The 26,658-nt window shown below is 66.2% G+C and carries 27 protein-coding genes; 18 read left to right on the forward strand and 9 right to left on the reverse strand.

The genetic code is table 11. The features are described 5' to 3' along the window. Positions 1 to 135 precede the first annotated feature (135 nt). Positions 136 to 900 carry a flagellar type III secretion system pore protein FliP gene (gene fliP / locus ACTZWT_RS08700; protein WP_444769284.1) on the reverse strand — a complete coding sequence of 255 codons (765 nt, stop codon included), beginning with the start codon at positions 898 to 900 and terminating at the stop codon, positions 136 to 138. Beyond that, entirely contained in the window at positions 897 to 1,901 is a 1,005-nt protein-coding gene (locus tag ACTZWT_RS08705; RefSeq protein WP_444769285.1) for a flagellar biosynthetic protein FliO, read from the reverse strand. The genes fliP and ACTZWT_RS08705 overlap by 4 nt, the downstream gene beginning before the upstream one ends. A 328-nt stretch (positions 1,902 to 2,229) precedes the next feature. On the opposite strand from ACTZWT_RS08705, the gene flgB reads away from it, so the two are divergent. The 7 genes from flgB to cckA all read left to right on the forward strand — a co-directional run bounded on the left by flgB (position 2,230) and on the right by cckA (position 8,544). After that, positions 2,230 to 2,640, forward strand: a complete 411-nt coding sequence (gene flgB, locus ACTZWT_RS08710; protein ID WP_444769286.1) for a flagellar basal body rod protein FlgB — start codon at positions 2,230 to 2,232, stop codon at positions 2,638 to 2,640. A 25-nt stretch (positions 2,641 to 2,665) separates the two neighbouring features. Next, entirely contained in the window at positions 2,666 to 3,091 is a 426-nt protein-coding gene (gene flgC / locus ACTZWT_RS08715) for a flagellar basal body rod protein FlgC (protein WP_444769287.1), read from the forward strand. Positions 3,092 to 3,117: 26 nt separating this feature from the next. After that, positions 3,118 to 3,423: a flagellar hook-basal body complex protein FliE gene (fliE, locus tag ACTZWT_RS08720; RefSeq protein ID WP_444769288.1), complete on the forward strand. Its 306-nt coding sequence runs from the start codon at positions 3,118 to 3,120 to the stop codon at positions 3,421 to 3,423. 141 nt (positions 3,424 to 3,564) lie between these two features. Further along, positions 3,565 to 3,828 carry a flagellar biosynthesis protein FliQ gene (fliQ, locus tag ACTZWT_RS08725; RefSeq protein ID WP_011442652.1) on the forward strand — a complete coding sequence of 88 codons (264 nt, stop codon included), beginning with the start codon at positions 3,565 to 3,567 and terminating at the stop codon, positions 3,826 to 3,828. Between the two features lie 112 nt (positions 3,829 to 3,940). Further along, entirely contained in the window at positions 3,941 to 4,708 is a 768-nt protein-coding gene (gene fliR / locus ACTZWT_RS08730) for a flagellar biosynthetic protein FliR (RefSeq protein ID WP_444769289.1), read from the forward strand. A gap of 26 nt (positions 4,709 to 4,734) precedes the next feature. Further along, complete coding sequence (gene flhB, locus ACTZWT_RS08735; RefSeq protein WP_444769290.1) at positions 4,735 to 5,811, forward strand: flagellar biosynthesis protein FlhB; 1,077 nt, start codon at positions 4,735 to 4,737, stop codon at positions 5,809 to 5,811. Positions 5,812 to 6,000: 189 nt separating this feature from the next. Continuing rightward, positions 6,001 to 8,544: a cell cycle histidine kinase CckA gene (gene cckA / locus ACTZWT_RS08740; protein ID WP_444769879.1), complete on the forward strand. Its 2,544-nt coding sequence runs from the start codon at positions 6,001 to 6,003 to the stop codon at positions 8,542 to 8,544. 61 nt (positions 8,545 to 8,605) lie between these two features. On the opposite strand, the gene ACTZWT_RS08745 is transcribed toward cckA, so the two are convergent. Beyond that, on the reverse strand, positions 8,606 to 11,761 hold the full coding sequence (locus tag ACTZWT_RS08745) for an efflux RND transporter permease subunit (protein WP_444769291.1): 3,156 nt from the start codon (positions 11,759 to 11,761) through the stop codon (positions 8,606 to 8,608). Continuing rightward, a complete protein-coding gene (locus ACTZWT_RS08750; RefSeq protein ID WP_444769880.1) occupies positions 11,761 to 12,879 on the reverse strand; it encodes an efflux RND transporter periplasmic adaptor subunit in 1,119 nt (372 codons plus the stop codon). The genes ACTZWT_RS08745 and ACTZWT_RS08750 overlap by 1 nt, the downstream gene beginning before the upstream one ends. A gap of 173 nt (positions 12,880 to 13,052) precedes the next feature. On the opposite strand from ACTZWT_RS08750, the gene ACTZWT_RS08755 reads away from it, so the two are divergent. From ACTZWT_RS08755 to ACTZWT_RS08765, 3 genes are all read left to right on the forward strand, one after another. After that, positions 13,053 to 13,745: a TetR/AcrR family transcriptional regulator gene (locus tag ACTZWT_RS08755; protein ID WP_444769292.1), complete on the forward strand. Its 693-nt coding sequence runs from the start codon at positions 13,053 to 13,055 to the stop codon at positions 13,743 to 13,745. Positions 13,746 to 13,966: 221 nt separating this feature from the next. Further along, positions 13,967 to 14,974 (forward strand): Tim44 domain-containing protein, encoded by a 1,008-nt coding sequence (locus ACTZWT_RS08760; RefSeq protein WP_444769293.1) that lies wholly within the window; start codon positions 13,967 to 13,969, stop codon positions 14,972 to 14,974. Positions 14,975 to 15,117: 143 nt separating this feature from the next. Continuing rightward, on the forward strand, positions 15,118 to 15,828 hold the full coding sequence (locus tag ACTZWT_RS08765) for a glutathione S-transferase (protein WP_444769294.1): 711 nt from the start codon (positions 15,118 to 15,120) through the stop codon (positions 15,826 to 15,828). A 143-nt stretch (positions 15,829 to 15,971) separates the two neighbouring features. On the opposite strand, the gene ACTZWT_RS08770 is transcribed toward ACTZWT_RS08765, so the two are convergent. Then, positions 15,972 to 16,331, reverse strand: coding sequence for a GFA family protein (locus tag ACTZWT_RS08770; protein ID WP_444769295.1), 360 nt, complete (start codon positions 16,329 to 16,331; stop codon positions 15,972 to 15,974). Between the two features lie 682 nt (positions 16,332 to 17,013). On the opposite strand from ACTZWT_RS08770, the gene ACTZWT_RS08775 reads away from it, so the two are divergent. After that, positions 17,014 to 18,255 (forward strand): serine hydrolase domain-containing protein, encoded by a 1,242-nt coding sequence (locus ACTZWT_RS08775; protein ID WP_444769296.1) that lies wholly within the window; start codon positions 17,014 to 17,016, stop codon positions 18,253 to 18,255. Between the two features lie 71 nt (positions 18,256 to 18,326). Here ACTZWT_RS08775 and ACTZWT_RS08780 read toward each other — a convergent pair whose 3' ends face one another. Further along, positions 18,327 to 18,815, reverse strand: coding sequence for a hypothetical protein (locus ACTZWT_RS08780; RefSeq protein ID WP_444769881.1), 489 nt, complete (start codon positions 18,813 to 18,815; stop codon positions 18,327 to 18,329). Positions 18,816 to 18,980: 165 nt separating this feature from the next. Between ACTZWT_RS08780 and ACTZWT_RS08785 the strand changes: the two genes are divergently transcribed. From ACTZWT_RS08785 to ACTZWT_RS08795, 3 genes are all read left to right on the forward strand, one after another. After that, entirely contained in the window at positions 18,981 to 19,196 is a 216-nt protein-coding gene (locus ACTZWT_RS08785) for a hypothetical protein (RefSeq protein WP_444769297.1), read from the forward strand. Beyond that, positions 19,193 to 19,477 (forward strand): type II toxin-antitoxin system RelE/ParE family toxin, encoded by a 285-nt coding sequence (locus ACTZWT_RS08790; protein ID WP_444769298.1) that lies wholly within the window; start codon positions 19,193 to 19,195, stop codon positions 19,475 to 19,477. Before ACTZWT_RS08785 ends, ACTZWT_RS08790 begins: the two co-directional genes overlap by 4 nt. 229 nt (positions 19,478 to 19,706) lie before the next feature. Further along, positions 19,707 to 21,362, forward strand: coding sequence for a fumarate hydratase (locus tag ACTZWT_RS08795; protein WP_444769299.1), 1,656 nt, complete (start codon positions 19,707 to 19,709; stop codon positions 21,360 to 21,362). A 153-nt stretch (positions 21,363 to 21,515) separates the two neighbouring features. Here the strand turns inward: ACTZWT_RS08795 and ACTZWT_RS08800 are convergent, their stop codons facing one another. Then, positions 21,516 to 21,812: a hypothetical protein gene (locus tag ACTZWT_RS08800; protein WP_444769300.1), complete on the reverse strand. Its 297-nt coding sequence runs from the start codon at positions 21,810 to 21,812 to the stop codon at positions 21,516 to 21,518. 253 nt (positions 21,813 to 22,065) lie between these two features. Here ACTZWT_RS08800 and ACTZWT_RS08805 point away from each other — a divergent pair, with 253 nt between their 5' ends. Continuing rightward, complete coding sequence (locus ACTZWT_RS08805; RefSeq protein ID WP_444769301.1) at positions 22,066 to 22,773, forward strand: Ig-like domain-containing protein; 708 nt, start codon at positions 22,066 to 22,068, stop codon at positions 22,771 to 22,773. 20 nt (positions 22,774 to 22,793) lie between these two features. Here the strand turns inward: ACTZWT_RS08805 and ACTZWT_RS08810 are convergent, their stop codons facing one another. Next, entirely contained in the window at positions 22,794 to 23,366 is a 573-nt protein-coding gene (locus ACTZWT_RS08810; RefSeq protein ID WP_444769302.1) for an inner membrane-spanning protein YciB, read from the reverse strand. A gap of 327 nt (positions 23,367 to 23,693) precedes the next feature. On the opposite strand from ACTZWT_RS08810, the gene ACTZWT_RS08815 reads away from it, so the two are divergent. After that, positions 23,694 to 24,341, forward strand: a complete 648-nt coding sequence (locus tag ACTZWT_RS08815; RefSeq protein ID WP_444769303.1) for an SET domain-containing protein — start codon at positions 23,694 to 23,696, stop codon at positions 24,339 to 24,341. Between the two features lie 243 nt (positions 24,342 to 24,584). On the opposite strand, the gene ACTZWT_RS08820 is transcribed toward ACTZWT_RS08815, so the two are convergent. Further along, positions 24,585 to 24,983, reverse strand: coding sequence for a hypothetical protein (locus ACTZWT_RS08820; RefSeq protein ID WP_444769304.1), 399 nt, complete (start codon positions 24,981 to 24,983; stop codon positions 24,585 to 24,587). Positions 24,984 to 25,096: 113 nt separating this feature from the next. Here ACTZWT_RS08820 and ACTZWT_RS08825 point away from each other — a divergent pair, with 113 nt between their 5' ends. Then, positions 25,097 to 25,918: a helix-turn-helix domain-containing protein gene (locus tag ACTZWT_RS08825; RefSeq protein WP_444769305.1), complete on the forward strand. Its 822-nt coding sequence runs from the start codon at positions 25,097 to 25,099 to the stop codon at positions 25,916 to 25,918. 73 nt (positions 25,919 to 25,991) lie between these two features. Next, positions 25,992 to 26,657, forward strand: coding sequence for a DsbA family oxidoreductase (locus ACTZWT_RS08830; protein ID WP_444769306.1), 666 nt, complete (start codon positions 25,992 to 25,994; stop codon positions 26,655 to 26,657). Position 26,658 lies beyond the last annotated feature (1 nt).

Below are 26,658 nucleotides of genomic sequence, written 5' to 3' on the forward strand. Positions count from 1 at the left end.
GCTCGCGTTCAAGCCCGTCTCACGCCAGCCTGAAATCGTATCGACAGGGATTATGGATTCCGGGTTCGCGAACTGCGTTCGCGCCCCGGAATGACGAACGACGGGATGGTGTACGTCGCCTCGCGCTGCGCCGACCTACCCGCTGCCTGAATAGCTCTGCACCAGCGAGCCTGCGACCAGCGACCAGCCGTCGACCAGCACGAAGAAAATCAGCTTGAACGGCAGCGAGACGACGACCGGCGGCAGCATCATCATGCCCATCGACATCAGCACCGAGGCGACGACGAGGTCGATGATCAGGAACGGCAGGAACAGCAGGAAGCCGATCTCGAAGGCGCGCTTCAGTTCGGAGATCATGAAGGCCGGCATCAGGATGCGCAGCGACAGATCCTCCGGCGTCGCCGGCGGCGGCTCGCCGGACAGGTCGAGGAACAGCTTGAGGTCCTTCTCGCGCACGTTCTTCTGCATGAAGATCCGCAGCGGCCCGGAGGCGCGCACCAGCGCGTCCTCGACGCTCATCTCGTTGGCGATCAGCGGCTTGATGCCGTCGTCGTAGGATTTCTGCAGCGTCGGCCCCATCACGAACGCGGTGAGGAACAGCGCCAGCGCGATGATCACCATGTTGGGCGGCGCGGTGGCGGTGCCGAGCGCGGTGCGCAGCAGCGACAGCACCACCACGATCCGGGTGAACGACGTCATCATGATCAGGATCGACGGCGCGATCGACAGCACCGTCAGCAGCGCGATCAGCTGGATCGCGCGCTCGGTGACGCCGGTACCGCCGCCGCCGAGATTGATGCTGACATCCTGCGCATATGCCGGCGCCGCCAGCGCGGCTGCGGCGGCGATCAGGACGGTGAGAAAAAGAACAACTCTACGCGGTGTGGCCGGGCGGCTCACGAAGGAGACTTCGGACGCCCCAGCAGTGACGCCATCTCGTCTTCGAGGCTCTCGAAGCCGGATTTCGGCGAAGCGGGTGCGGGTGCGGGCGCCGGCGGCTCGGCTCGCGGCGGTTCGGACGCGCGGGGCGCCGGGCGGGCCGGCGGTTCGGGCGCGACAGGCGGTGCGGCTTCCGGCTTGCCGTCGGCGGGACGGCGCAGCGCGGCTTCCAGCCGGTTGGCCATGTCGGCGAGATTCTGGTCGGCCGACGACAGCGCGGCCGGTGACGGCTGCGGGGGGGCGAGCGGAGCCTGGGAAACAGGCGACGGCGCCGGGCGCTCGGCGCGAATCGGCGGCGGCGCCTTCGGCGGCTCGGGCCGTGGCGGGCGCGGCATCGCCGGGTCCGCGCGCGGGCGCGGCGCGGGATCCATCCGCGGCTCGGGCCGCGCTTCGGCGCGCGGCTCGGGTCGAGGTTCCGGGCGCGGCTCCGGCCGGGCGATCGGCGGCAACTCGGGCCGGATCATCGGCTCGGGGACCAGGCCGGCGAACGGGTCGCTGCCGGGAAACTCGCTGGGGCGGCGCGTCGGCATCGTCGGCGGGGCAGGCCGGCGCGCCTCATCGGCGAATGAGGGGCGCGACGGGCGCGGCGGCAGCTCCGGCTCGGGCGCTTCGGCTGCGCCGTCGGCTTCCCAGTCGACCGGGTTCAGCCGCGGCTCCACACCGAGCCCCGCCGGGCGTGACGCGTCGCGCACCGGACTGGCGCGGACGATGTTGGGTTCGACCACGATGTCGCTCGGGCCACCGATCATCAGCAGATGCTCGACATTGTCGCGGCGCACCAGCACCAGCCGCCGCCGGCCGTCGACCGCGGCAGCGTCGATCACCGCCAGCCTCGGCATCCGGCCGCTCTTGGTGTGCGCGCCGAGGCGGTTGCCGGCAAAGCGGCGCACCAGCCAGGCGGCAGCGCCGATCATCGCCAGGACGGCCAGAAACGCAAAAAAGAACAACATTGGCTGCGACATGCTCGATCCCCGGAGAGAAGCGGGTCGGTTTCGGCGTCCCCCGCCGTCCCTGACCCGAATGAAGGTAGATGTCCGGCGACGCTCGGCGCCCCTCGTTCATCCTTCTTAATAAGCAGCGGCAAGAACTGCCATCCGATTTTTCTCATACGCCACGAATCATGGGGACCAAAACGCCTTCCGCACGCGGCAAACGCGATTTCGCGCAGCGTGCCGAAAGAAATCGCAAGCCTTTCGTAACCAATCTTAACCGGCCGTTAACCATAACCCCGGCAAATTCTGCCTACTCCCGCAGTGTCGCAAAGCAGTGGCGGCCGGGACGGAGGCGGCGATGGCGATCAATGATCTTCCGATGCTGGCGGCGCTGCGCACCAAGATGCAATGGCATCAGGAGCGCCAGAAAGTGCTGGCCGAAAACGTCTCGAATTCGGACACGCCGGGGTTCCGGCCGCGCGATCTGGTCGCGCCGAAATTCGACTCGGCCGGCCAGCTGACCGCCAGTTCCGCCGGCGGCGCGCTGCCGATGATGATGACGAGCGCGTCGCATCTGAAGGCGCCCGGCGGCACGGTTTCGTTTGCGGAGGATGGTCGGACCGGGTTCCAGACCCGCCCGGCCGGCAACGCCGTCAATCTCGAGGATCAGATGATGAAGGTCTCGGCCAACCAGATGGACTACGCCGCCGCGACCTCGCTCTACAGCCGCAGTCTCGGCCTGCTGAAAACCGCAATCGGCAAGCGCTGACCCACGCCACCCGGGAGTTTGAACCATGGCAGACGACGCAGGCGATTTTGCAAGGTCGATGGGCATCGCCACCTCCGGGCTGCGGGCGCAGGCCGGGCGGATGCGGGTGATCTCCGAGAACATCGCCAATGCGGATTCCACCGCGCAGAAGCCGGGTGGCGACCCGTACCGGCGCAAGGTGCCGACCTTCACCTCGGCGCTCGATCGCTCGCTCGACGCCCGAACCGTGGCGCTCGGCCGGGTCAAGCCGGACACTTCGGCGTTCCGGCTGAAATACGAGCCGACCAATCCGGCCGCCGACCCCGCCGGCAACGTCAAGTACCCGAACGTCAATTCGATGATCGAGATGACCGACATGCGCGCCGCGCAGCGATCCTACGAAGCCAACCTCAACGTCATCAGCGCGACGCGCCGGATGATCCAGCGCACCCTCGATATCCTCAAGGCCTGAACCGGGCCCGAGCCGGGAGACCACCAATGGCGTCACCGATTTCCGCAGCCAATGCCTATGCGAGCCTCGCCCGGCTCGCCAATCCCGGCGGTGCCGGCAAGCCGACCGACACCGGCCCGTCGTTCGGCGCGCTGGTCAAGGATGCGATGGGCAGCGTGCTCGACGCCGGCCGCAAGTCCGACGCCCAGACCGTGGCGATGGCCAACGGCAAGTCGAACGTCATGGACGTTGTCACCGCGGTCGCCGAGACCGACGTCGCGGTGTCTACGCTGGTGTCGGTGCGCGACCGGGTGATCCAGTCCTACGAGGAAATCCTCCGGATGCAGATCTGATTGCAGTCCTCGTCCTGAGGAGCGGCCGTCAGGCCGCGTCTCGAAGGACGAGCCCCACCATCCTCATGGTTCGAGATGCGCGCGTTGCGCGCTCCTCACCATGAGGCGCTTCGTTTCCAGCCAATGGCAAGGATCTCCGACATGACCGGTGCTGAAACCCTCGATATCGCCCGCGAAGCGGTCTGGACGATCGTGATCGTCTCGGCGCCGCTGATGGTGGTCGGCCTGGTCGTCGGCGTGGCGGTGTCGCTGGTCCAGGCGCTGACCCAGATCCAGGAACAGACGCTGGTGTTCGTGCCGAAGATTCTCGCGATGTTCCTCACGCTGGTGCTGACGTTGCCGTTCATGGCCGACCGGCTGCACGCCGAAATGTTACGGATCTCATCGCGAATCGTCGGCGGTTGACGCATGATCGGGATCCGCGCCACCGGCCGGTGTGTGGCGTTCGCGGCTGGTCTGGCGGCGGACCGCCGCGCTGCCGCCGCGGTTGCCTTTGATCCAGACGCAGATTGCCGCCATGCGCATCGACGTTTCGTTCCTGCCCGCGCTCGGCGCCGCCTTCATGCTGGTGTTTGCCCGCGTCGGCGCGATGGTGATGCTGTTGCCGACGCTCGGCGAAACCAACATCCCGACGCGGATCAAGCTGTCGATCGCGCTCGGCCTGACGCTGATCATCCTGCCGCTGCACCGCAACGCCTACCAGGTCGACATGTCGTCGCTGACGCCGCTGCTGGTGCTGATGATTCAGGAAATCATCATCGGCATCGTGCTCGGCGCGACCGCGCGGGTGACGCTGTCGGCGCTGCAGGTCGCGGGCTCGGTGATCGCGCAGCAGCTCGGGCTCGGCTTCGTCACCGCGGTCGACCCGACCCAGGGGCAGCAGGGGCTGCTGATCGGCAATTTTCTCACGCTTCTCGGCGTGACAATGCTGTTCGCCACGGACTCGCATCATCTGGTGATCGAGGCGCTGAGCGTCAGCTACAAGATCTTCGCGCCCGGCGAATTGCTGAACAGCGGCGACGTCGCCGCGCTGGCGACCAAGGCGTTCGCCGCGGCGTTCAAGATCGGGATGCAGCTCGCGGCGCCGTTCCTGGTGTTCGGCCTGGTATTCAATATCGGCCTCGGCATCCTGGCACGGCTGATGCCGCAGATGCAGGTGTATTTCGTCGGCGTGCCGCTCTCCATCATGATCGGCTTCGTCATCCTCGCGGCCGTGCTCACCACCATGATGGGCACTTTCCTCAACTATTTCGGCGGCGTCATGCAGGAATTGACGCCACGCTGAGCCCGACCGCGCGGGACGCCTGAGCGATGTCGGACGACAGCGACCAGGAGAAGCAACAAGAGCCGACACAGAAGCGCCTCGACGACGCGCTCGAGAAAGGCGACGTCGCCAAGAGCCAGGAGGTCAACACCTGGTTCGTGATCGCCGGCGCGACGCTGCTGCTGTCGTCGTTCTCGGGATCGATCGGCACCGGCATCACCGGGCCGATGCGAACGCTGATCGAGAAGTCGTGGATGCTGCCGGTCGACGGCGCGGGCCTGCTGGCCCTGACCAAGAGCCTGCTGCTGACACTGATCTCGGTGCTCGGCGTGCCGCTGCTGCTGCTGGCGCTGGTCGCGATCGGCAGCAATCTGATCCAGCATCGGCTGGTGTTCTCCACCGAGGGGCTGAAGCCGAAATTCAGCAAGCTGTCGCCGCTCGAGGGCGCCAAGCGGCTGTTCGGCAAGCAGGCGCTGGCGAATTTCCTGAAGGGCCTGTTCAAGGTGATCGCGCTCGGCGTGGTGATGGTCGCGGTATTGTATCCGGAGCGCGACCGGCTCGACGCGCTGCTGCAGATGGACGTCGCGGCCCTGCTCGGCGTCACGGTTTCGCTGACGCTGAAACTGATGGGAACGGTGGCGGCGGTGCTCGCCTTCGTCGCGGCCGGCGACTATTTCTTCCAGTACCACACCTGGCGCGAGCGGCAGAAGATGTCGTTGCAGGAGGTCAAGGAGGAATACAAGCAGTCCGAAGGCGACCCCCACATCAAGGGCCGGATCCGGCAGATCCGCTATCAGCGGATGAAGAAGCGGATGATGGCGGCGGTGCCCGGCGCCTCGGTCGTCATCACCAACCCGACCCACTTCTCGGTGGCGCTGAAATACGAGCGTGGCATGCAGGCGCCGATCTGCGTCGCCAAGGGCGCCGACGCGATCGCGTTCAAGATCCGGGAAGTGGCGAAGGCGAACGACGTGCCGATCGTCGAGAACGTGCCCCTGGCGCGCGCGCTGTTCGCCACCGTCGACGTCGACGAGGAAATCCCGGTCGAGCATTACCACGCCGTCGCCGAGGTGATCGGCTACGTCATGAACCTGCGGCGCAACCTCTCCGGACGGCGGACCTGAAGCAATGGCGATGCGGGGGACGGGCGACCGCAGTGAGCGGATTTTCGGGGATTGCCGCTCCGATCGGACCGTTCGGACCCATCGGGGGAGCGGCCGGGACCGACGATGTACTTGCGCGGGCGGCTCCGATTCAGGCAGGTGGAGCCGTGCCGCTGCTGCGCTGGCGGCCAAGGGATCGGTTCGGTGACCATGACCATCAACGACCATCAGGCTCCGCCGCCTGCCGCGGAGCCGGCGCGCCGCCGCGGCAGCATCGTCCTGGTATTGCTGGTGGCGGGCGCCATCGTCGCCGCCGCCGTCGCGTTCATGACGCTCGGCCGCGCCGAGGCGCAGCCCTATATTCTCGGCCTGCTGGCGCTGCTGGCGATGGTCGGGCTGTTCATGCTGTTCGCCTTCGCCGCCGGCATCGTCGGCTTCGCCGACCGGGCCGCCGACGATCCGGTGCTGCGGGCGATCTCCGAGGGGGCGTTCGACGGCATCGCCGTCACCGATTCGCGCGGCCATGTGGTCTATGCCAACCCGGCCTATCTGGCGCTGACCGGCGCTGCGACGATGCTGGACGTCCGGCCGGTGGAGCGGGTGTTCATCGGCAATCCCGACGTCTCCGAAGCGGTGTTCCGGCTGCTGAAGGCGGCGCGGGAGGGCAAGCGGCTGCAGGAAGAAGTCCGCGTCGCCGGCGCCGACGGCGCGCAGGGCCGCTGGATGCGGATGCGGGTGCGGCCGCTGGGCCCCGGCAAGCGCGAGGCAAAGCAAACGGTGTGGTCGCTGGCCGACATCACCCGCGACCGCGAGCACCAGGAGGATGTGTTCCAGGAGCTGCAGCACGCCATCGAATATCTCGACCACGCGCCCTGCGGTTTCTTCTCGGTCGATGCCGCGGGGAATCTGGTCTACGTCAACGCCACGCTGGCGAACTGGCTCGACCACGACCTCGCCGAGATCGGTTCCGGCGGCCTGAAGCTCGGCGACATCGTCTCCGGCGACGGCGCGGCACTCTTGACCTCGATCGTGCCCGAGCCGGGCGAGGTCAAGACCGAAGTGTTCGACATCGACCTGAAGATGCGCAGCGGCAAGACCATGCCGGTGCGGCTGTATCACAAGCTCGCCTTCGGCGCCGACGGCGCGCCGGGCGCTTCGCGCACGCTGGTGATCAGCCGCGCCCGCGACGAGCGGCTCGACCCGCAACGCGCCGCCGAGATCCGCTTCATGCGGTTCTTCGACCACACCCCGATGGCGATCGCCACGGTGGACAAGTCCGGCGCGGTGGTGCGCGCCAATGCCCGCTTCGCCAAGCTGGCGCAGAGCCTCGATCCGTCGGGTGGCGCGGCGAGATCGATCCTCGCCGCGGTCAGCACCCGCGACCGCGCCACGCTCGGCGCCGCGATCGATCAGGCCGCGCAGGGCCAGGCCGACATCGCGCCGGTCGAGGTGATGCTCGACGGCGCCCGCGAGCGGTGGGGCCAGTTCTTCGTCACCGCGGTCGCCGACGACGGCGATGCCGAGGCGGCGATCGTCTATCTGCTGGAGACCACCGAGCGGCGCGCGCTGGAAAACCAGGTCAACCAGGCGCAGAAGATGGACACGATCGGCCAGCTCGCCGGCGGCATCGCGCACGATTTCAACAACGTGCTCTCGGCCATCATGATGGCCAACGACTTCCTGCTGAACGCGCACAAGCCGACCGACCCGTCGTTCCAGGACATCATGCAGATCAAGCAGAACGCCACCCGCGCCGCGACGCTGGTGCGGCAGTTGCTGGCGTTCTCGCGCAAGCAGACGCTGCGCCCGCAGGTGCTCGATCTCGGCGAGGCGCTGACCGACATCGACCGGCTGCTGAAGCGGCTGATCGGCGAGAAAGTCTCGCTCGAGATGCAGCACGGCCGCGACCTTTGGCGGGTCAAGGCCGACGTCTCGCAGTTCGAGCAGGTGATCGTCAACCTCGCGGTCAATGCCCGTGACGCGATGCCCGACGGCGGCAAGCTCGCCATCCGCACCTGCAACGTCGCCGCCGCCGACGCAGTCCAGCTCGCGCACAAGGGCATGCCGGCGGCGGACTACGTGCGGATCGACGTCAGCGATACCGGCACCGGCATTCCGGCTGATATCGTCGACAAGATCTTCGAGCCGTTCTTCTCGACCAAGGAAGTCGGCAAGGGCACCGGCCTCGGGCTCTCCACCGTTTACGGCATCATCAAGCAGACCGGCGGCTTCGTCTACGTCGACTCCGAGCCCGGCCGCGGCACCACCTTCCACATCTTCCTGCCGCGCCACGATGCGGTGCCCGAGGCGCAGCCGGACACGGCGGCGGTGACCGGCAGCGCGGCGGCGGCGGCCTCCGCCAAGCCGCGGGCCGACATGACCGGGCAGGGCACCATCCTGCTGGTCGAGGACGAGGAGGGGCTGCGCTCGCTCAACGCACGCGGCCTGCGCTCGCGCGGCTACAACGTGATCGAAGCCGGCAACGGCGTCGAGGCGCTGGAGGAGTTCGACGCGCATGGCGGCGAGGTCGATCTCGTGGTGTCCGACGTGGTGATGCCGGAGATGGACGGGCCGACGCTGCTGAAGGCGATGCGCGCGCGCAACTCCCAACTGAAGATCATCTTCGTCTCCGGCTATGCCGAAGACGCGTTCGAGAAGAGCCTGCCGGAGAACGAGCAGTTCGCGTTCCTGGCGAAGCCGTTCGCGCTCAGCGCGCTGGTCGCGAAGGTGAAGGAGACGATGGCTCCGAACTGAGCGGTCGCCGGCCTGCCGGCGGCCCAGCCATCTGGATCGACCTCGATGGCGGCCATGACGATCAACTCTTGGTATCGGATCGTCGCACCGTGACGCCCAACAACAAGTTCCAGAACGATCCGGCGAGGTTCGCGATGTCGCCGACGCGTTGCCGCATCGTGACTGCAGGAGTCGGGGACCGGCAGAACCAAAGCGCGTAGAGCGCCGGCAGGAACAGCAGCGTCAGCACCGTTGCAACCAACAGTCCTCCCATGATCGCGACGGCCATCGGTCCCCAGAAGCTCGATCGCGTCAACGGGATCATGGCGAGCACCGCGCTGAGCGCGGTCAGGATCACCGGCCGCGCGCGGCGGACGGTGGCACCGATGATCGCCTCGTCGCGCGGATGACCGGCGGCGACGTCCTGTTCGATCTGATCGACCAGGATCACGGCGTTGCGGATGATCATGCCGGCCAGCGCGATCAGCCCGAGCAGCGCGACGAAACCGAAAGGCTTGCCGAACAGCAGGAGCGCCGCGCTCGCTCCGATCAAGCCGAGCGGAGCTGTCAGCAGAACCAACGCGAGCTTGGCGAAGCTCTGGAGCTGAACCATCAAAACGGTGAGCATGACGACGAGCATGGCCGGCACCACGGCGAACAGCGCGCCGTTGGCCTTCGCGGAATCTTCGATCGCGCCGCCCAGTTCGATCCTGTAACCGATCGGCAGATGCCGACGCAGATCCGTCAATGCGGTCCACACCGCCGACGACACGAAAGGCGCCTGCACGCCGTCCCGAACGTCGCTGCGAACGGTGATCGCCATGTCGCGATCGCGCCGCCATTGGATCGCTTCCTCGTGACCTTGCTGGATCTCCGCGACCTGGGACAACGGGATCGGGACGCCATTGCGCGACAATACGGTGAGATCGTCGATCGCGCCGAGGTCGGTGCGTTGCGTTGCGATCGCCCGCGCCACCACCGCGACCTTCTCCGTCCGGTCGCGGATGGTGGTGACCGTGGCCCCCGTGGTGAGCATCTGAAGCGTCTGCGAGATCGACTGCGGATCGAGCCCGAGCGCCCGCGCCCGATCCTGATCGACCACCAGTCGAATCGAGGGCATCTGCTCGTTCCAGTCGAACTGCGGCTCGATCACGTTCGGATTGTCGCGCATGATGTCGCGGACCTGATAGGCTATCGAGCGCACCGTGTTCGGATCTTCACCGATCACCCGGAACTGAACCGGGAATTTGATCGGCGGCCCGTAGGCCAGCCGTCTGACCCGGACCCGCGCGCCTGCGATCGCGCCTTCCGCGATGGCTTGCTCGATCTTGCGCTTGACCCGCTCGCGGGCAGCGCTGTCCTTGGTGACAATGACGAGCTCGCCGTAGGAATCGTTCGGTAGTTCCGGGTTGACGTTCAGAATGAAGCGCGGTGGCCCTTTGCCGACATAGGTACTCCAGGTGACGATGTCGTCGTCTCCGGCCACCAGCGCTTCCGCCTGCTTGGCTTTGGCGAGCGTCGCTTCGATCCCGCTTCCCCCCGGCAGCCGTAGTTCGACGAACAATTCGGTTCGGTCGGAGGTCGGGAAGAACTGGCGCTGGATCTTGCCGAAGCCGACGATCGAGATCACGAAGGCGGCGCTCGTCACGCTGATCACGATGATGCGGTGACGGATGCACCAGGACACGATCGTTCGGAGCCGGCGATACAATCCGCTGTCGTAGATCGCATGATCCGCATGGCCGTCGTTCAAACGGCTCGGCAACAGGGCGAAGCCGAGATAGGGCGTGAGGATCACGGCGACGGCCCAGGACGCCAGCAATGCAATTCCAACCACCCAGAAGATGCTGCCGGCGTACTCGCCCGTGCCGCTCGCCGCCATGCCGACGGGCAGAAAACCGGCGGCCGTGACCAAGGTCCCGGTGAGCATCGGAAAGGCCGTCGATTCCCAGGCGAACGAAGCCGCCCGGGCCCGATCAAAACCCTGCTCCATCTTCACCACCATCATCTCGACGGCGATGATGGCGTCGTCCACCAACAGACCGAGCGCGATGATCAGCGCTCCGAGGGAAATCCGATGCAGATCGATGCCGATGATCAGCATCACGGTGAAGACGATCCCGAGTACCAGCGGGACCGAGGTCGCGACCACGATGCCGACACGCCATCCCAACGAGACAAAGCTCACCAGCAGAACGATCGTCAACGCCTCGACGAACGACCGCATGAAGTCGCCGACGGCCTCGCGGACGACAGCGGGCTGATTGGCAATGCGCTCGAAGGTGAGACCGACCGGCGTCGCCCGCTCGACATCGCCCATCGCCGCCTCGACGTTCTCGCCGAGGTCCAGGATGTTGGCGCCCTTCCGCATCACGATTCCGATCGCCAGCGCCGGAACGCCGCGTTGCCGCACGAGAAACTGCGGCGGATCGACATAGCCGCGCGACACCGAGGCGATGTCGCCGAGCCTGATCACCGTGCCGTTGGACGCGATCGGCGTTTCCTCGACCGCCCGGACGCCGTCGAATGCGCCGGAGACGCGCAGCGGAATACGGGTCGACTGAGTCTGCACCATGCCGACCGGTGCGAGGTCGTTCTGCCGGGCCAGGCTGTCGAAGATCGTCCGCGGCGCGATCCCGAGATTGGCGAGTTTGACGTGGTCGAAGTCGACGAAGATGCGCTCGTCCTGCGTGCCGTAGATCGTCACCTTCGAAACGTTCGGCACTTTGAGCAGTCGCTGCCGGACCTGCTCGGCGAGCCGCTTGAGGTCGGCGTAATCGACTCTCTCCGATTTCAGCGTATAGACGATCGAATCGACGTCGCCGTATTCGTCGTTCACCTCCGGTCCTGCCACGCCCTCTGGCAGATCCGGCTTCACGTCCGCCAGCTTCTTGCGGATCAGATAGAACAGCCAGGGGATTTGCGCCGGCGGCGTGGTATCGCGAAATTCCATCTGGGCCGCGGTGAAACCCGGCTTCGAATAGGTCGTGACCTTGTCGAACCACGGCAATTCCTGCAGCTTCTTCTCGATCCGGTCCGCGACCTGGAACTGCATCTCTTCGGCCGTCGCGCCGGCCCACGTCGCCGTCACCACTGCGACCTTGATGGTATAGGACGGGTCCTCGGCACGGCCGAGGCGCTGATAGGACATGATGCCGGCGGCGCCGATCACGATGATCAGGAAGATCATCAATGGCCGGTGAGCCACCGCCCATGCGGAAAGGTTGAACTGCCGCATCACTTGTCCGCCGAACTGAGCGAGAGAGACGAGACCGGACGCACGGTCAGGCGCGGATCGAGATTCTCGACGCCGAGTGCGACCACCGACTCGCCATCCATCACACCGGAGGTGACCAGGGCGCTGCGATCCTCGTAGCGTTCGATCGTCACGAGGCGCTCGCTCAGCCTGCCGCCGTCGCCGACGATCAAAACCGACGCGCCACGTCCATGGTTGAACACCGCTGTCAGCGGGAGACGCGCAAAATGTCGTCCAGCCTGCTCGCGCAGTGTGAGCGTGGCGCTCATCCCGATCCGGATCTTGTCATCCGCACTCGGAATCACGAAGCGGGCCGCGAAGGTGCGCGTCGCCGGATCGGCCGCGAACGACAATTCGCGCAGCCGCGCGTCGTAGGTCTTGCCTGGAAGCGACCACAGCGACAGCGAGGCGGTGGCGCGCTGTACAGGCTCGACGTAGCTCTCCGGCAGCGCGACCACCGCCTCCAGTTCCGATCGACGCGCCAGACGAACCGCGGCTTGCCCCGCGCTGATCACCTGTCCCGGTTCGACCGGGGTCGCGGTGATCACGCCGTCCGCGTCGGCCTCGAGGGTGGCGTAGTCGAGGGAGTGGGTGGCGAGATCGAGCGCGCGCTGCGCGCGAACCAGCCGGCTGCGCGCTTCCTCGGCGGTCGCGCCTGCTTTCTGCAGTGTGGCCTTCGTCGTCCAGCCTTTGCTCTGGAGCGCGGTGGCGCGTGCTTCGTCGGCCTCGGCCTGGACCAGGCTGGACTGCGCCGCCTTCACCTCCGCTTCCGCCTGCTCGCGCTGCAGTCGCAGATCGTTGGTGTCGAGCGTCAAAAGCGCTTGGCCGCTGTGCACGAAGTCGCCGGTCCGCACCAGCCGCCGCGCGACCTTGCCGCTGATGCGGAATCCGAGGTCGCTTTCGATGCTCGGCCGAATGGTGGCCGCGAAGGTCCGAATTCTGCCGCTGTCCTCGAAACGAGCCGTCACGACCATCACCGGTTGCGGCGTCCGGCTGGGATCCTTGCCGCCACGGTCCGGCTTCGGCGCGGCGGAATCACAGGCGGCGGCAAACAGGGCCAGGACGACGATGCTGGATCGGATACAGGCAATCACACTCATCGCCGTCGTCTCTTCTGTTACGTCGCTCCCGCTCGGCCATCGCGTCACGGAAGCCTAAAATATACCGTACGTACGGTTATATTTGTCTTGGTCGTATGTCAATATGACCGTACGTTCAGTATGATTGTTGCGTTGCGAGGCTCGTGGGATGGCTCGCGCCACAGGACGGGATGATGGCCAGGGTCAGAACAGAGGCGAAGAAAGACGCGATACTCAGGATCGCTGCCGAAGTGTTCCAGGAGCGGGGACTCGATGGAGCCTCGATGTCGGAGATCGCGAAGCGGCTCGGCGGCTCGAAGGCGACGCTTTACGGCTATTTCCCCTCGAAGGAGGAGTTGTTCGTCCACGTCGCGTTGAACGTCGCGGGCCAGCAGATTCTGGTGATGCTCGAAGGGCTCTTGCATCGTGCCGCGGAAGACCCGCGAACCGTGCTGTCGGATGTCGGCAAAAAACTCGTCGTGCGGGTATTGTCCGAAGATGCCACGACCGCCTACCGGCTTGCGATCGCGCATGGACGGATCGGAAATCTCGGCCGAATTTTCTACCAGGCCGGCCCGGGACGTGCGATCGAGGCGTTCACGGACTACATCAAAGCCGCGACGCAAGCGGGGCATCTGTCGACCGGAGATGCAACAGCCGCAGCACATCAATTGCTGGCGCTGCTCCAGTCAGAGATCATTTTCCGCCGAAATTTGCAGTTCGGCGATGAGATCACCGCCGAACTCATCGATCAGTCGGTCGGACGGGCGGTGGACGTTTTCCTCGCCGCTTACGGCACCGCTCGGCAATCGACCGATCCGCGGCAGTCATGCCCGCCGAAGCCCGGCGCCGAGCAGCTCGTCGCGAGCAGATCCGGCTCTGATTGAATTAAAATTGTTGCTACCGATTCTCGTTCTCGGCCTTTGTCTCGCCCTCGTCTCGGCGGAGCGAAACCGATCGTTAGGTCTGTGGAGCCGTTTCGATCACGCACTCCCGCGACCGAGGGCCGCAGCCTTGCGACGCCCCTGCGACGTTGAGAAGGCTTCCAATTCGGGCCGCCCTGACCATTTTTAGGGAGCTTCCCCCTGACGGGGATTGAGGGAAACCAATGAACTTTTTGCATCGCACGCGTGGCGTTGTTGCTGCACTGGCCGTGACCCTGTCGCTGGCCATGCCGCTGGCGCTTGCGCTCTCGTCCGCGGCCGACGCGCGCGTTGGCGGCGGCGGCAGCTCTGGCTCGCGCGGCTCGCGCAGCTTTATGGCGCCGAAAGCGACGCCGACGGCGCCGAACGCTGCCCAGCCGTTTAATCGCTCCATGAGCCAGCCGGGCAGCCCGGGAATGGCCGCGCCCGCAGCCGGCGCAGCCGCCAAGGGCGGCTTCTTCAACCGGCCCGGCATGGGTATGCTCGGCGGCCTCGCCGCCGGCTTCCTTGGCGCTGGCCTGCTCGGCATGCTGTTCGGCGGCGGCTTCCTGTCCGGCCTCGGCGGCTTCGCGTCGATCCTCGGCTTGATCATCCAGGTCGTCCTGGTCGTCGTGGTGGCGCGACTGGCGTGGTCTTGGTGGCAGCGGCGCAAGAACCCGCAGCCGGTGCCGGCCTATGCCAATAGCAATGCCAACGCCGGTCCGACCGTCGGCCCTGGTCCCGAGCCCGCGCCCGCCTATCGCACCGGTTTCGGCTTCGGCAGCGGTGGCAGCGCCCCGAACCTGCCGCCTCTCGAGATCAAGCCGGAGGACTACGAGGCGTTCGAGCAGCTGCTCGGCGATATCCAGTCGGCTTGGTCGAACGAGGACACGGAGAAGCTGAACCAGCTCACGACCCCCGAGATGGCGTCGTACTTCGCCAAGGATCTGGCGGAGAACAAGGCGAACAACGACATCAACAAGGTGTCGGACGTCAAGCTGCTGCAGGGCGACCTCGCCGAGGCCTGGCGCGAAGGCGAAACCGATTACGCCACCGTGGCGATGCGGTTCTCGCTGGTCGACAAGACCCTGGAGCGCGGCACCGACCGGCTCGTCGCCGGCAGCGAGACGCCGATCGAGGTCACCGAAGTGTGGACCTTCGCGCGGCGGCCGGGCGCCAGCTGGGAACTGTCGGCGATCCAGCAGACCAACTAACCCTCACGCAGGTGAGGCCGAAGCGCCGCGGAGGTTTCCGCGGCGCTTTTTTGTGTTCGCGGGGCGCCAGCATTGCGCTGGTGAACCGGCGCGACGCTACCGCATTGGGCTATCCTGGACCGGATAACGGAGGAAGGATCGCAATGCGATACGAGCTGTATTACTGGCCGACCATCCAGGGCCGCGGCGAATTCGTCCGCCTCGCGCTGGAAGAGGCCGGCGCCGACTATGTAGACGTCGCCCGCCGCAACAAGGCCGGCGTCGGCGCCATGATGAAGCTGATGCAGGGCAAGCGCGGCACGCCGTCCTTTGCGCCGCCGTTCCTCAGGGCCGGATCGCTGACGATCGGCCAGACCGCCAATATCCTGCTGTATCTCGGCGCGCGGCACGGCCTCGCGCCGAAGACCGAGGCCGGCCGGCTGTGGGTGCATCAGCTCCAGCTCACCATCGCCGACTTCGTCCAGGAGGTGCACGACACCCACCACCCGATCGGCACCTCGCTGTACTACGAGGACCAGCGCGCCGCGGCGAAGAAGCGCAGCGCCGAATTCCGCAAACAGCGCGCGCCGAAATATCTCGGCTATTTCGAGCGGCTGATCGCGGGCAGCGGCGGGCCGTTCGTCGCCGGGCGCAAGCCGACCTACGCGGATCTGTCGCTGTTCCAGATCGTCGCGGGGATGCGCTACGCGTTTCCGCGCGGCATGAAGAAGCTGGAGCGCGAGCTGCCGGGCCTGATCGGCCTGCACGATCGCGTCGCCGCGCGGCCGAACATCGAGGCCTATCTCGCCAGCGCCCGCCGCATCCCGTTCAACGAGGACGGCATCTTCCGCCACTACAAGGCGCTGGACAAGTAATCGCGTCGGTCGTCGCGCATGCCTCTCCGCGAGTCATTCCGGGGCGCGCCATCGGCGCGAACCCGGAATCTCATGCGCCTCAGTTCCGGATTCCAGGTTCGCTCGCTGGCGCGAGCGCCCAGGAATGACAGAGAGAGGGACGACTACCTGCTCCGCCCATCCACCGGCGTCATCTTCAGCGCGGCGAGGTCGATGCCGTCGATGCACGAGACGTTCAGTGCGATCACTTCGCTGCCGTCCGGCTTGGTGCCGCGCGCGAACACGTCGACGCCGCATTCGACGCAGAGCTGGTGGCGGATGGCGCGCTGGTTGAACAGATACTCCTTCAGGCTGTCTTCACCGGCCCGAAGCTGAAAGCTCTGCGGCGGCAGAAACGTGAAGTGCAATCCCTTCTTGGTGCAGATCGAGCAATTGCACGCCGTCACCATCGCAAAATCGGTGGTGCATTCGAACCGCACCTGGCCGCAATGGCACCCGCCGGTGCAGACTTTCCGTCCGGTCATCAATTCGCTCCCGGGTACGCCGCCTGGATCGATCGACGGCCTCGCCCGTTCTATCAGAGCGCAGGCTGCCGGCGATAGCCGCGCACGGTCGCGGTGCGACGAATCCGGCGCCATGCAACCATCCGGCGCCGCCGATTGTTGTCGAGACGGTGCGTTTTCGCGGTGCCGGCAGGCCCTCATCAGCAGAGATCGAACATGGTCGAAAGCCGGGAGGCGGATGTGAAAAGCCCCGCGCGAGGCGGGGCCGGTCACCGGGACGGTTCGCCGGTCAGGCGAGTTGATCGACCCGCGTTCCCTGTCCGGGCGGCAGCGCCGCCTTCGCCGGTGGGGTCTTCGTCGAATCGTCCGTTTCCTTGGCCGGAGGCGGTGGGGGCGGAGGGCTCGCCTGCGTCGGCTTCGAGACCGTCGTCGACGATACGCTCGAAATGCTACTACTCATCATCGATCCTCGTAAACTCGCGAGTGTCACCGACGATCACACGGCGCGACCTGAGCCAAAGAAGCCTCGTTGGACATCGCGCCCGTCGTCGGATCGCAACATCATCCCCCCGGCAGGTGAACTTTGCACGCAACCGCCCGATCGCATTTGGCTAAAATACATCGATCACGACCGACCATGGCGAGGATGCGCGGGGATCGTCGCGGCCTGGCTGCGGCGTGGCGAGCCGTTGCACTGGTTTGCATGCTTGCGGCCTGCGCCGTCACGGCTCCCGCGCCCGCCGCGGGCGAACGCATCGGCCCGCCGCCGCAGGCCGAATTGTCGCGCGACCTGCTGGCGTCGCGGATCGACGGTTTCTTCAACGCCGAAGTCGCAGCCGGCAAGATCCCCGGCGCAATCGTGGAGATCCGCCACCGCGGCGAGACCGTCTACGCGAAGTCTTTCGGCCTGCAGGACGTCGACCACGGCAAGCCGATGCGGGACGATGCGATCTTCGAGCTGCATTCGGTGACCAAGACCATCACCAGCGTCGCCGTGATGATGCTGGTCGACGACGGCAAGCTGAAGCTGATCGACCCCGTCGGCAAATACATCCCGGCTTTCGACCGGATGTTCGTCGGTGTCGAGAGCAAAGCCGACAACGGCAACCGGCAGCTCAATCTGGTCCCGGCGAAGCGGCCGATCACGATCGAGGACCTGCTGCTGCACACCTCCGGCATCACCTATGGCTTCTACGGCGGCGACAGCATGGTGAAGTGGCTGTATTCCGCGATGTATTTCGGCGACTACGACAACGAAGAGTTCGCCGACCGGATCGCCCACGCCGTGCTCGCCGATCAGCCCGGCACGCTGTGGAACTATGGTCACTCCTACGACGTGCTCGGCCGCGTCATCGAGGTCGTGTCTGGCCAGTCGCTCTACGCCTTCGAGAAGCAGCGGCTGCTCGATCCGCTCGGCATGACCGACACCAAATTCTTCCTCACCGATCCGGCCGAGCGCGCGCGCTATGCGCAGCGGCTGCCGAAGGATCGTCGCGAGGAGCGCAACGCGCTGGAGCCGACGCGCTGGCAATCCGGCGGCGGCGGCATGGTCTCGACCCGCCGGGATCTGTCGCGCTTCGTGCAGATGCTGGAAAACGGCGGCGAATTCGAGGGCCGGCGCTATCTCAGCCCGTCGGCGTTCAAGGCCATGACCAGCGATCATATCGGCCCGGAGACCGGCATCAAACGCAACGAGCACTATTATCCGGGCGATGGGTTCGGTTACGGCTACGGCTACGCGGTCCGCACCTCGGCCGGCGACAAGCGGCCGCCGGACCCCGGCTCGCTGGGCGAGATCAAATGGGACGGCGCGAGCGGGGTGTATTTCGTCATCGACCGCGCGCAGCAATTGACCATCCTGCTGATGGAAAACCTCGGACCCGACCACGTCCGCATCCAGCAGGCATTGAAGCGGATCGTCTACGACGCGTTCGAGCAGAAGTAGGCCTCTCGTTCGTCATCTCCGGAATGACGAAATCGAGTGCTGGTGTCCGCAGCGCAAGCCCGGCGCGCCGCTTACTCTGCATTGCTCCGCGACACCGAGATCGAAGATTCGGCCTTGCCGCGGATGCAGCGCATGTCGAGGCGGCGGAAGCGCGTCTTGATATCGTTGCCGCGCAGCAGCCCGACGCGGCTGAAGCAGCGCTTGACGCCGCGTAGCGTGTCCGATTTGGGGATCGTGAACACGATCGCCGCAGCACTCGCGACGACCTCCTGAAACGCCGCCGACGGTTTTCGCGAAGGCGCGATGCCGAACACCTCGTTCTTTATCGTGCGGCTCGGGCAGCCCAGCCGCAGCGACTTCGCCGCCGGATGCGACAGGTAGATCACATTGGCGACGGTCTTGCCGACGGACACGCCGTCGATCTGCGACGTGAGGGCGGCGGCGAGATCGTCACAGCGATCGGCGCGGGCGGGGGAGGCGGCGAAGGTTAACGCGGCCAGCGCCAGGGCGGCGATCGACGCGGCGCGCGGGAGCGACAGGGCGGCTGTAACGACGATCATCATGCAATGCTCCACCAACAATCCGGCCAAGCTTCATAGCGAAGCCGGCGCGGAATGCAAAATGGGGCGGGAGGTAGATATTCGGTAAGGGATCGCCCGGGCGGGATTGAGACGGCTGCACAGGCTGTTGGAAAGTGTTAGGCTCCGACCATGAGCAGAGAACAGGTGAAGGCCATCCTGGATCGCGTGCTGACCTGGTCGCCCGAGCGCCAGGAAGAGGCCGCGGATATCCTGACGGCGATGGAGGCGTCGGATTCGAGCGGATACCTGCTGTCCGATGAACAGGCCGATGACGTTCGGCGGCGACTCGCGGACAGTGATGCCGCAACGATGACGCTCGAACAATTCAACGCTCACTTCAAGCGGCGTCTCGATCCGTGAAAGTCGTGGTCCGGCAGGCCGCGCGTCGCGACCTCGACGACATTCTCGATTGGATTTCCAAGGACAAACCGCGTGCGGCCAGAGCGATTGTCGGGCGGATCTTGTTGCGTGTGAACCGTCTGGCGACGCCGGGCCTTGCCAGCATGGGACGTCCGGGCTTCGTAGACGGCACGCGCGAATTGCTCGAGCCTCCATATATCATCGTCTATCGCGTAGATGCTTCGGCGAATGAAATCGTGGTGCTCAACATCGTCCACGGCGCGAGGAGGCGGGAGGAATGATGGAGTGGGTACCGGGGCGAAGCAGCCTGCCGCTACCCGCAACCAGAATGAGCGAGGCCTCATTCGGGAGCCGTTGTGAACGGCGCTCATGGCAAGCATGGCAGTTGCGGCCCGGTTGAACATGGCTACAAAGGAGCACCAAGCCGGCCCGGAGCACCGATTTTGAACCCTTCAAAACTCCGCCGAAACCGACTAGACAGGGCCGCAAATCCATCCTGAGGCCCCGCCCATGAACGCACCCACGCCCATCCCTTCCGCCGCCACGCCGGTTCCGCCCTACACGCACACGCCGCTGTTTCCGCTCGGCGCCGACACCGCGCCGTATCGCAAGATCACGTCGGAGGGCGTGCGGGTGGAGACGGTGCTGGGCCGGCCGATGCTGGTGGTCGAGCGCGAGGCGCTGCGGGCGTTGAGCGAGGCGGCGTTCGGGGACATCAACCATTATCTGCGGCCGGGCCATCTCGCCCAGCTGCGCAAGATCCTCGACGATCCGGAAGCCAGCCCGAACGACAAGTTCGTGGCGCTGGACTTTCTGAAGAACGCCAACATCTCGGCCGGCGGCGTGCTGCCGATGTGCCAGGACACCGGCACCGCGATCATCATGGGCAAGAAGGGCTGCAACGTCATCACCGCGGGCGACGACGAGGCGGCGCTCTCCGAAGGCGCGCGCGACGCCTATCTGCGCCGCAATCTGCGCTACTCGCAGGTGGCGCCGCTGACGATGTACGAGGAGAAGAACACCGCCAACAACATGCCGGCGCAGTGCGAGATCTACGCCGAGGGCGATGATGCCTACAAGTTCATGTTCATGGCCAAGGGCGGCGGCTCGGCCAACAAGAGCTTTCTGTTCCAGGCGACGCCGTCGGTGCTGACCCGCGACCGGCTGCTGGCGTTCCTGAAAGAGAAGATCATGACGCTCGGCACCGCGGCGTGCCCGCCCTATCATCTGGCGATCGTGATCGGCGGCACCTCGGTGGAGTCGACGATGAAGACGGTCAAGCTCGCCTCGGCGCGCTATCTCGACGCGCTGCCGACGCAGGGCTCGGAATTCGGCAACGCCTTCCGCGACCTCGAGATGGAGCAGGAAATCCTGAAGATGACGCAGAGCCTCGGCGTCGGCGCGCAGTTCGGCGGCAAGTATTTCTGCCACGACGTCCGCGTCATCCGGCTGCCGCGCCACGGCGCCTCGTTGCCGATCGGGCTCGGCGTGTCGTGCTCGGCCGATCGCCAGGTGCTCGGCAAGATCACCCGCGACGGCGTCTTTCTGGAGGAGCTGGAGCACAACCCGGCGCAATATCTGCCGGAGGTCGAGCAGGCGCTCGGCGGCGAGGTCGTGCAGATCGATCTGAACCAGCCGATGCCGCAGATCCTGGCCAAGCTGTCGAACTACCCGATCAAGACCCGGCTGTCGCTGACCGGCACCATGATCGTGGCGCGCGACGCCGCCCACGCCAAGCTCCGCGACCGGCTGGAGAAGGGCGAGAAGCTGCCGGACTACTTCAAGAACCATCCGGTGTACTACGCGGGCCCGGCCAAGACGCCCGACGGCTACGCCTCCGGCGCGTTCGGCCCGACCACCGCGGGGCGGATGGACTCGTTCGTCGATCAGTTCCAGGCGGCCGGCGGCTCGATGGTGATGGTCGCCAAGGGCAACCGCGCGCCGGCGGTGCGCGAGGCGTGCAAGAAGTATGGTGGCTTCTATCTCGGCTCGATCGGCGGCGCCGCGGCGAACCTCGCCGAGCACTGCATCAAGAAGGTCGAAGTGCTGGAATATCCCGAGCTCGGCATGGAGGCGATCTGGAAGATCGACGTCGTCGACTTCCCGGCCTTCATCATCGTCGACGACAAGGGCAACGACTTCTTCAAGGAACTGAATCTGGGCTGAGGCGGCGCTAACAACCTCGCACCGTCATTCCGGGGCGCCGCGCAGCGGCGAACCCGGAATCCAGAGGTTGTTGCAGTCAGGTGCTCAACAACTTCGAGATTCCGGGTTCGCGCGTTTCACGCGCGCCCCGGAATGACTCCCTGGGGCAATCTGTTACGCCCGCGCGCCGGTGAACGGGAACGAGCCCATCGGGCCGATGCCCATTTCGCCGGAAATGCTGTCGCCCGAGACCTTGCCGGTGTAGCTCAGCGTCAGCGGCATCGGGTTGGTGATCGACAGCTTCCAGGCGACGTCGTCGCCGTTCACCGTGCCGTCGAAGATCTCGCCCGCATCGCCGTCGGCGGATTGTGTGCCGGTGAGCGTGGTTCCGTCGGCCTTCAGCGTCAGGTCGGCCTGCCGCTCGCCCATCGGCGTGCTCATGGTGATCTTCCAGTTTCCGTCGACTGCCATCTGTCTCTCCCTTGGGGCCGGCCTCGAAAGATGCCGGGCGGCCCGTCTTAATATGCCGCGGGGCGCGCAAACAAGCCCGATCAGGGACGCCGGCTGCGGCGAGGGGACGCGAGCGCCGACGCGGTGCGGGGGGAGCGGTGTTCTGCTCTACTAGTTGCGCATGCGAGTACCTATGGTACGCCGCAGCAACCGTGATATGGTCCGCCCCGGAGGACGCCTCGAGGTTCGACCGCTCGCCCGGTGGAGGCTCGACATGCGTTGGTTATATTTGCGCGGCCTGGCGCTGGCCGCCTCGCTTCTTCCGGTTGTCGCGACCGGGGCTGCGTTTGCGCAATATGAGATCATCTCCGAGCCGACCACGATCACCGTGTCGGCCTCGGCGGATCCGGCGGCGCTCGGCCGCGCGACATTGAGCGCGGAGCTCAGGACCGAACTCGGGGCCGGCGTCGCCGACGGCCGGATCACCTTCCTCGACTTGACGACGATGCGGGTGCTGGGCTGGACCAGCGTCGCGCAGCCGCGGCTGACGGTCGAGGGCCTCGCGCCGGGCCGGCACGCCCTGCGCGCCGACTACAGCGGCAGCGCCAGCCTTCTGCCGGTGATCGCGCTGCCGAGCCAGTCGGCGGAGGTGGTGCTCGATGTGCCGGCGATCCCGGGCGTCAGTTTGTCGTCGTCGGACGACATCACCGCGCCGGGCGACATCGTGACATTCACCGCGACGGTGACCGGCAGCGGCGGCGCGCCGGGCGGCACTGTCACATTCCGCGACGGCGACAGCGTGATGGCGGCGGATGTGCCGCTCGATCGTGCCGGAACGGCGGCTTTCACCACCTCGGCGCTGCCCGACGGGGCGCGCCGCATCATCGTGGAGTATCAGGGCGACGCCCGTTATGCGAAGGCGACGGCGCAGATCGAGCAACGCGTCACCGCGGCGGTCGCCGCCGCCGAACCGCGAATGTAGGCGAGACCTCCGCAGGCGCGCTATTCTGCCATCGCCGCGGACGCCGCGGCGGCCGAGCGGCGCCGGTTGCGGATCGCCAGGCGGAAGACGAGATACTGCACCACCATGGCCAGGACCTTGGCGGCCGGCGCCACCACCATCACGTAGAAGGTCCAGACCCTGATGTCGCCCGCCATCGCCGCCACAATCACGCCGGCGCCCAGCACGATCATCAGCACCGCCCACAGATAGCCCGCGACCCGGACGTATGCGGGGATCGTGGTCGCCACGATCGGCGGCACGTAGCGCAGCATCCAGTCCCGCCGCAGCATGATCGCGCCGACCGCGATGTGCCCGACGCTGGGCTTGATCAGCACGAAGCGCGGATCGTTGGTGATCAGCGTCGCGCCGCCCAGCACCACCACCAGCGCGACGCTGGCATAGGCCATCACGTCGAGCCGCAGGCCCCTGATCCGTGCGTAGATAAACTGGCCGACCGCGCCCACCACCGCGACGAGCGTCGCGAGCGCGACATTGCCGGTCGAAAAATACAGCACCACGAAGATGATGGTGGAGAAAAAGTCGCTGCCGAGTTTGGCGAACACGGCCTTCATTGCGGTTTCCTCGGGCCATGGGATGCTCGCGGGACGCCGCCGATCGAGGCCGGCGGCTACCCGTCACAGGCGGATATTGTGGGTTGCGCTGCGGGATGTAAACCGGGGCCGATGCACATGGTTGCGCCAGCCGGGCTGTTTCGATCAGGCCGCGAGCGGCAGGGCGTTCGCGGTCCGGTACAGTCGCCGCCCCGGCTGCGGCATCGGCAGGGCTGCAGGCTGGGGACGGCTCGATCGGAGGTCATGAAAGTCCTGCCAATTGCCGCGGAATCGATCTAGAAGACCCGCTCGCGATCCCGTCACCGCACACGATACGATTCAGACATCATGCCCGCTTTGTCGAACAAGCCCTATCGCGTTGGCCGCTCCAAAACCGGACTCGGCCTGTTCGCCACCCAGCCGATCAAGAAGGGCACCAAGATCATCCGCTATTTCGGGCCGATGCTCGACTGCAACAAGAAGAAGGACGACGCGGTCGAGAACAAGTATCTGTTCCAGATCAGCAAGCGCTGGACGGTCGACGGCTCGGTGCGCAAGAACATCGCGCGCTACATCAATCACGCCTGCAAGCCGAATGCGGAGTCGGACGTCAACGTCAAGAAGCGCAAGATCATCATCCGCGCAATCAAGAACATCGAGCCCGGCGAAGAGATCAACTACGACTACGGCACCGATTACTTCAAGGAATATCTGAAGCCGATCGGCTGCAAATGCGAATCCTGCGAGAAGAAGCGCAAGAAGAAGGCCGCCGAGGCGCGTGCCGAAAAGGCCCTGCTGAAACAGAAGGCCGCGCGCAAGGCGCAGAAGCAGGCCGAGAAGGGCGCTGGCAAGAAGGCTGAGAAGGCTGAGAAGGCGAGGGCAGCGAAGCCGAGCAAAGCCGGCGGCAAGACGGCGAAAGCCACGAAGTCCAAGGCGAAGACGACGGGCATGAAGGCCAAGAAGCCCGAGGCCAGGAAGCCCAAGGCCGCCGCGTAGGACACGCTGGAGGCCGCACAAATCGTCTAACATTCGTCATGCCCGGGCTCGTCCCGGGCATCCACGAACTTGCCGCGAAACAGCAAGTAAGGCGTGGATGGCCGGGACGAGCCCGGCCAAGACGTGGTGTGGGATCTCGATCGTTCAGAAGCTCCTCCACGTCATTGCGAGGAGCGAAGCGACGAAGCAATCCAGCGCCGCGCTCGGTGCCTGGATTGCTTCGCTGCGCTCGCAATGACGGTGTCACGCCATCGCGGCCCGCTCGCTGCGCCTGAGCCCCATGAACTGCAACTCGGCGAACACGCCGACGGCGATCGCCTGCATCGCCACGAAGCCGAGGCCGAGCGCGTTCGGCGTCACCGCGCCGCTGATCAGAAGCGCGATGCTGCCGAGCGTCCACAGCGCGTTGCCGACGATCACAAGCAGCACCAGCGGCTTGTTCATTGCAGCGCGGGTGCCGAGCCACCCGACGAACGCCGCATAGGCAATCAGGAACAGTCCGGTCTCGAGCAGCAGCGGCTGCGGCAGCGCGAGCAGCGGCGACAGCGCGCCGGCGCCGAATGCCAGCAGCAGCGCCATCGCGCCGCTGACCAGCGCGTCGGCCTGCAGCGCACGGCGGAGCAGCATGGATGGGCGGATCATGGTGGTCTCCTTCGGTTCGGTTGCGATGCGCCGACCATGACCGCCTCCGCTGTCGAATTCGATTACCTCGCAGGTCATGGAAGCCGCGACAGCTGCGTGCTAGTTTTGCGGCCATGAACACGAGCATCTCATCGGCCGCAGCGGCGGCCGGCGCACAGCCGGTGCGCATCGGCGATTACTTGCGGCAATGGCGGCAGCGCCGTCATCTCAGCCAGCTCGATCTCGCGCTCGACGCTGAGATCTCCGCGCGGCATCTGTCGTTCGTCGAGACCGGGCGATCGGCGCCGTCGCGCGACATGGTGTTGCGCCTCGCCGAGCGGCTCGACGTGCCGCTGCGCGAGCGCAACGTGCTGCTGGTGGCGGCCGGCTTCGCGCCGGCGTTCCCGCAGCGGACGCTCGACGATCCGGCGCTGCATGCAGCGCGCGCCGCGGTCGTTCAGGTGCTGCGCGCGCACGAGCCAAATCCCGCGCTCGCGGTCGACCGGCACTGGAACCTGGTGTCGGCCAATCGCATGGTGACGCCGCTGCTCGAGGGCATCGCGCCGCATCTGCTGGTGCCTCCGCTCAACGTGCTGCGGCTGTCGTTCCATCCCGATGGGCTGGCTTCGCGCACCGCCAATCTCGGCGAATGGTGCGCGCATCTGTTGGAACGGCTGCACCGGCAATGCGAGGCGACCGCCGACCCGAAGCTGATCGAGCTGTATCAGGAACTGAAGACCTATCCGGTGCCGGCCCGCGCCGCGCCGATCGCACCCGATGCGGTGGCGGTGCCGTTCAGGCTGACGCTCGGCGACGCGGTGCTGAGTTTCATCTCGACCACCATGGTGTTCGGCACGCCGGTCGACGTCACGCTGTCGGAGATCGCGATCGAGACGTTTTTTGCCGCGGACGAGGCGACCTCGGCGCGGCTGCGCAGCATGGCATCCGCGTTGTAACGTCTTGCACGGCATTGCCGCAGGCCCATCTGTATGGGACTGTCCGTCGAGGAAACGACGAAAGGAGGCGCCGATGAGCGCGATCAGGCCGTTGAAGATCGATGTCGTGTCCGACGTCGTCTGTCCGTGGTGCTACATCGGCAAGCGCCGCATCGAGCAGGCGCTGGCGCTCGCGCCCGATGTGCCGGTCGAGCTGAATTATCGGCCGTTCTTCCTCAACCCCTGGGTGCCGCGCGAAGGCATTGCGCGCGACGACTACCTCACCAAGAAGTTCGGCTCGCCGGAGCGCTACAAGGAGATCGCCGCCCGCGTCGTCGACGCCGCCGCGCAGGAGGGGCTAGACTATCATCCGGACCGCGTGCAGCGGCAACCCAACACGATCGACTGCCACCGGCTGATCCATTGGGCCGAGGCGACCGGACAGGGGCCGGCGATGAAGCAGCGGCTGATGGAATTGTATTTTCGCGACGGCGGTGATCTCACCGATCCCGAGGTGCTGGTGCAGGCCGCGGCCGATATCGGCCTCGACGCCGGCGAGGTACGCGCCAAGCTCGCCACCGACGAAGACGTCGCGCTGATTTCGGGGCAAGCGGAGGAGGCGGCCGAGAAGGGCATCTCCGGCGTGCCGACATTCGTGTTCGCGCAGAAATACGCGGTGTCCGGCGCGCAGGATCCGGCGCAACTCGCCAAAGCCATCCGCCACCTCTCGGCGGAGATCAACGCCGAGGCGGCGGAGTAAT

This window comes from Rhodopseudomonas sp. NSM (assembly GCF_052445935.1).
GTDB lineage: Bacteria > Pseudomonadota > Alphaproteobacteria > Rhizobiales > Xanthobacteraceae > Rhodopseudomonas.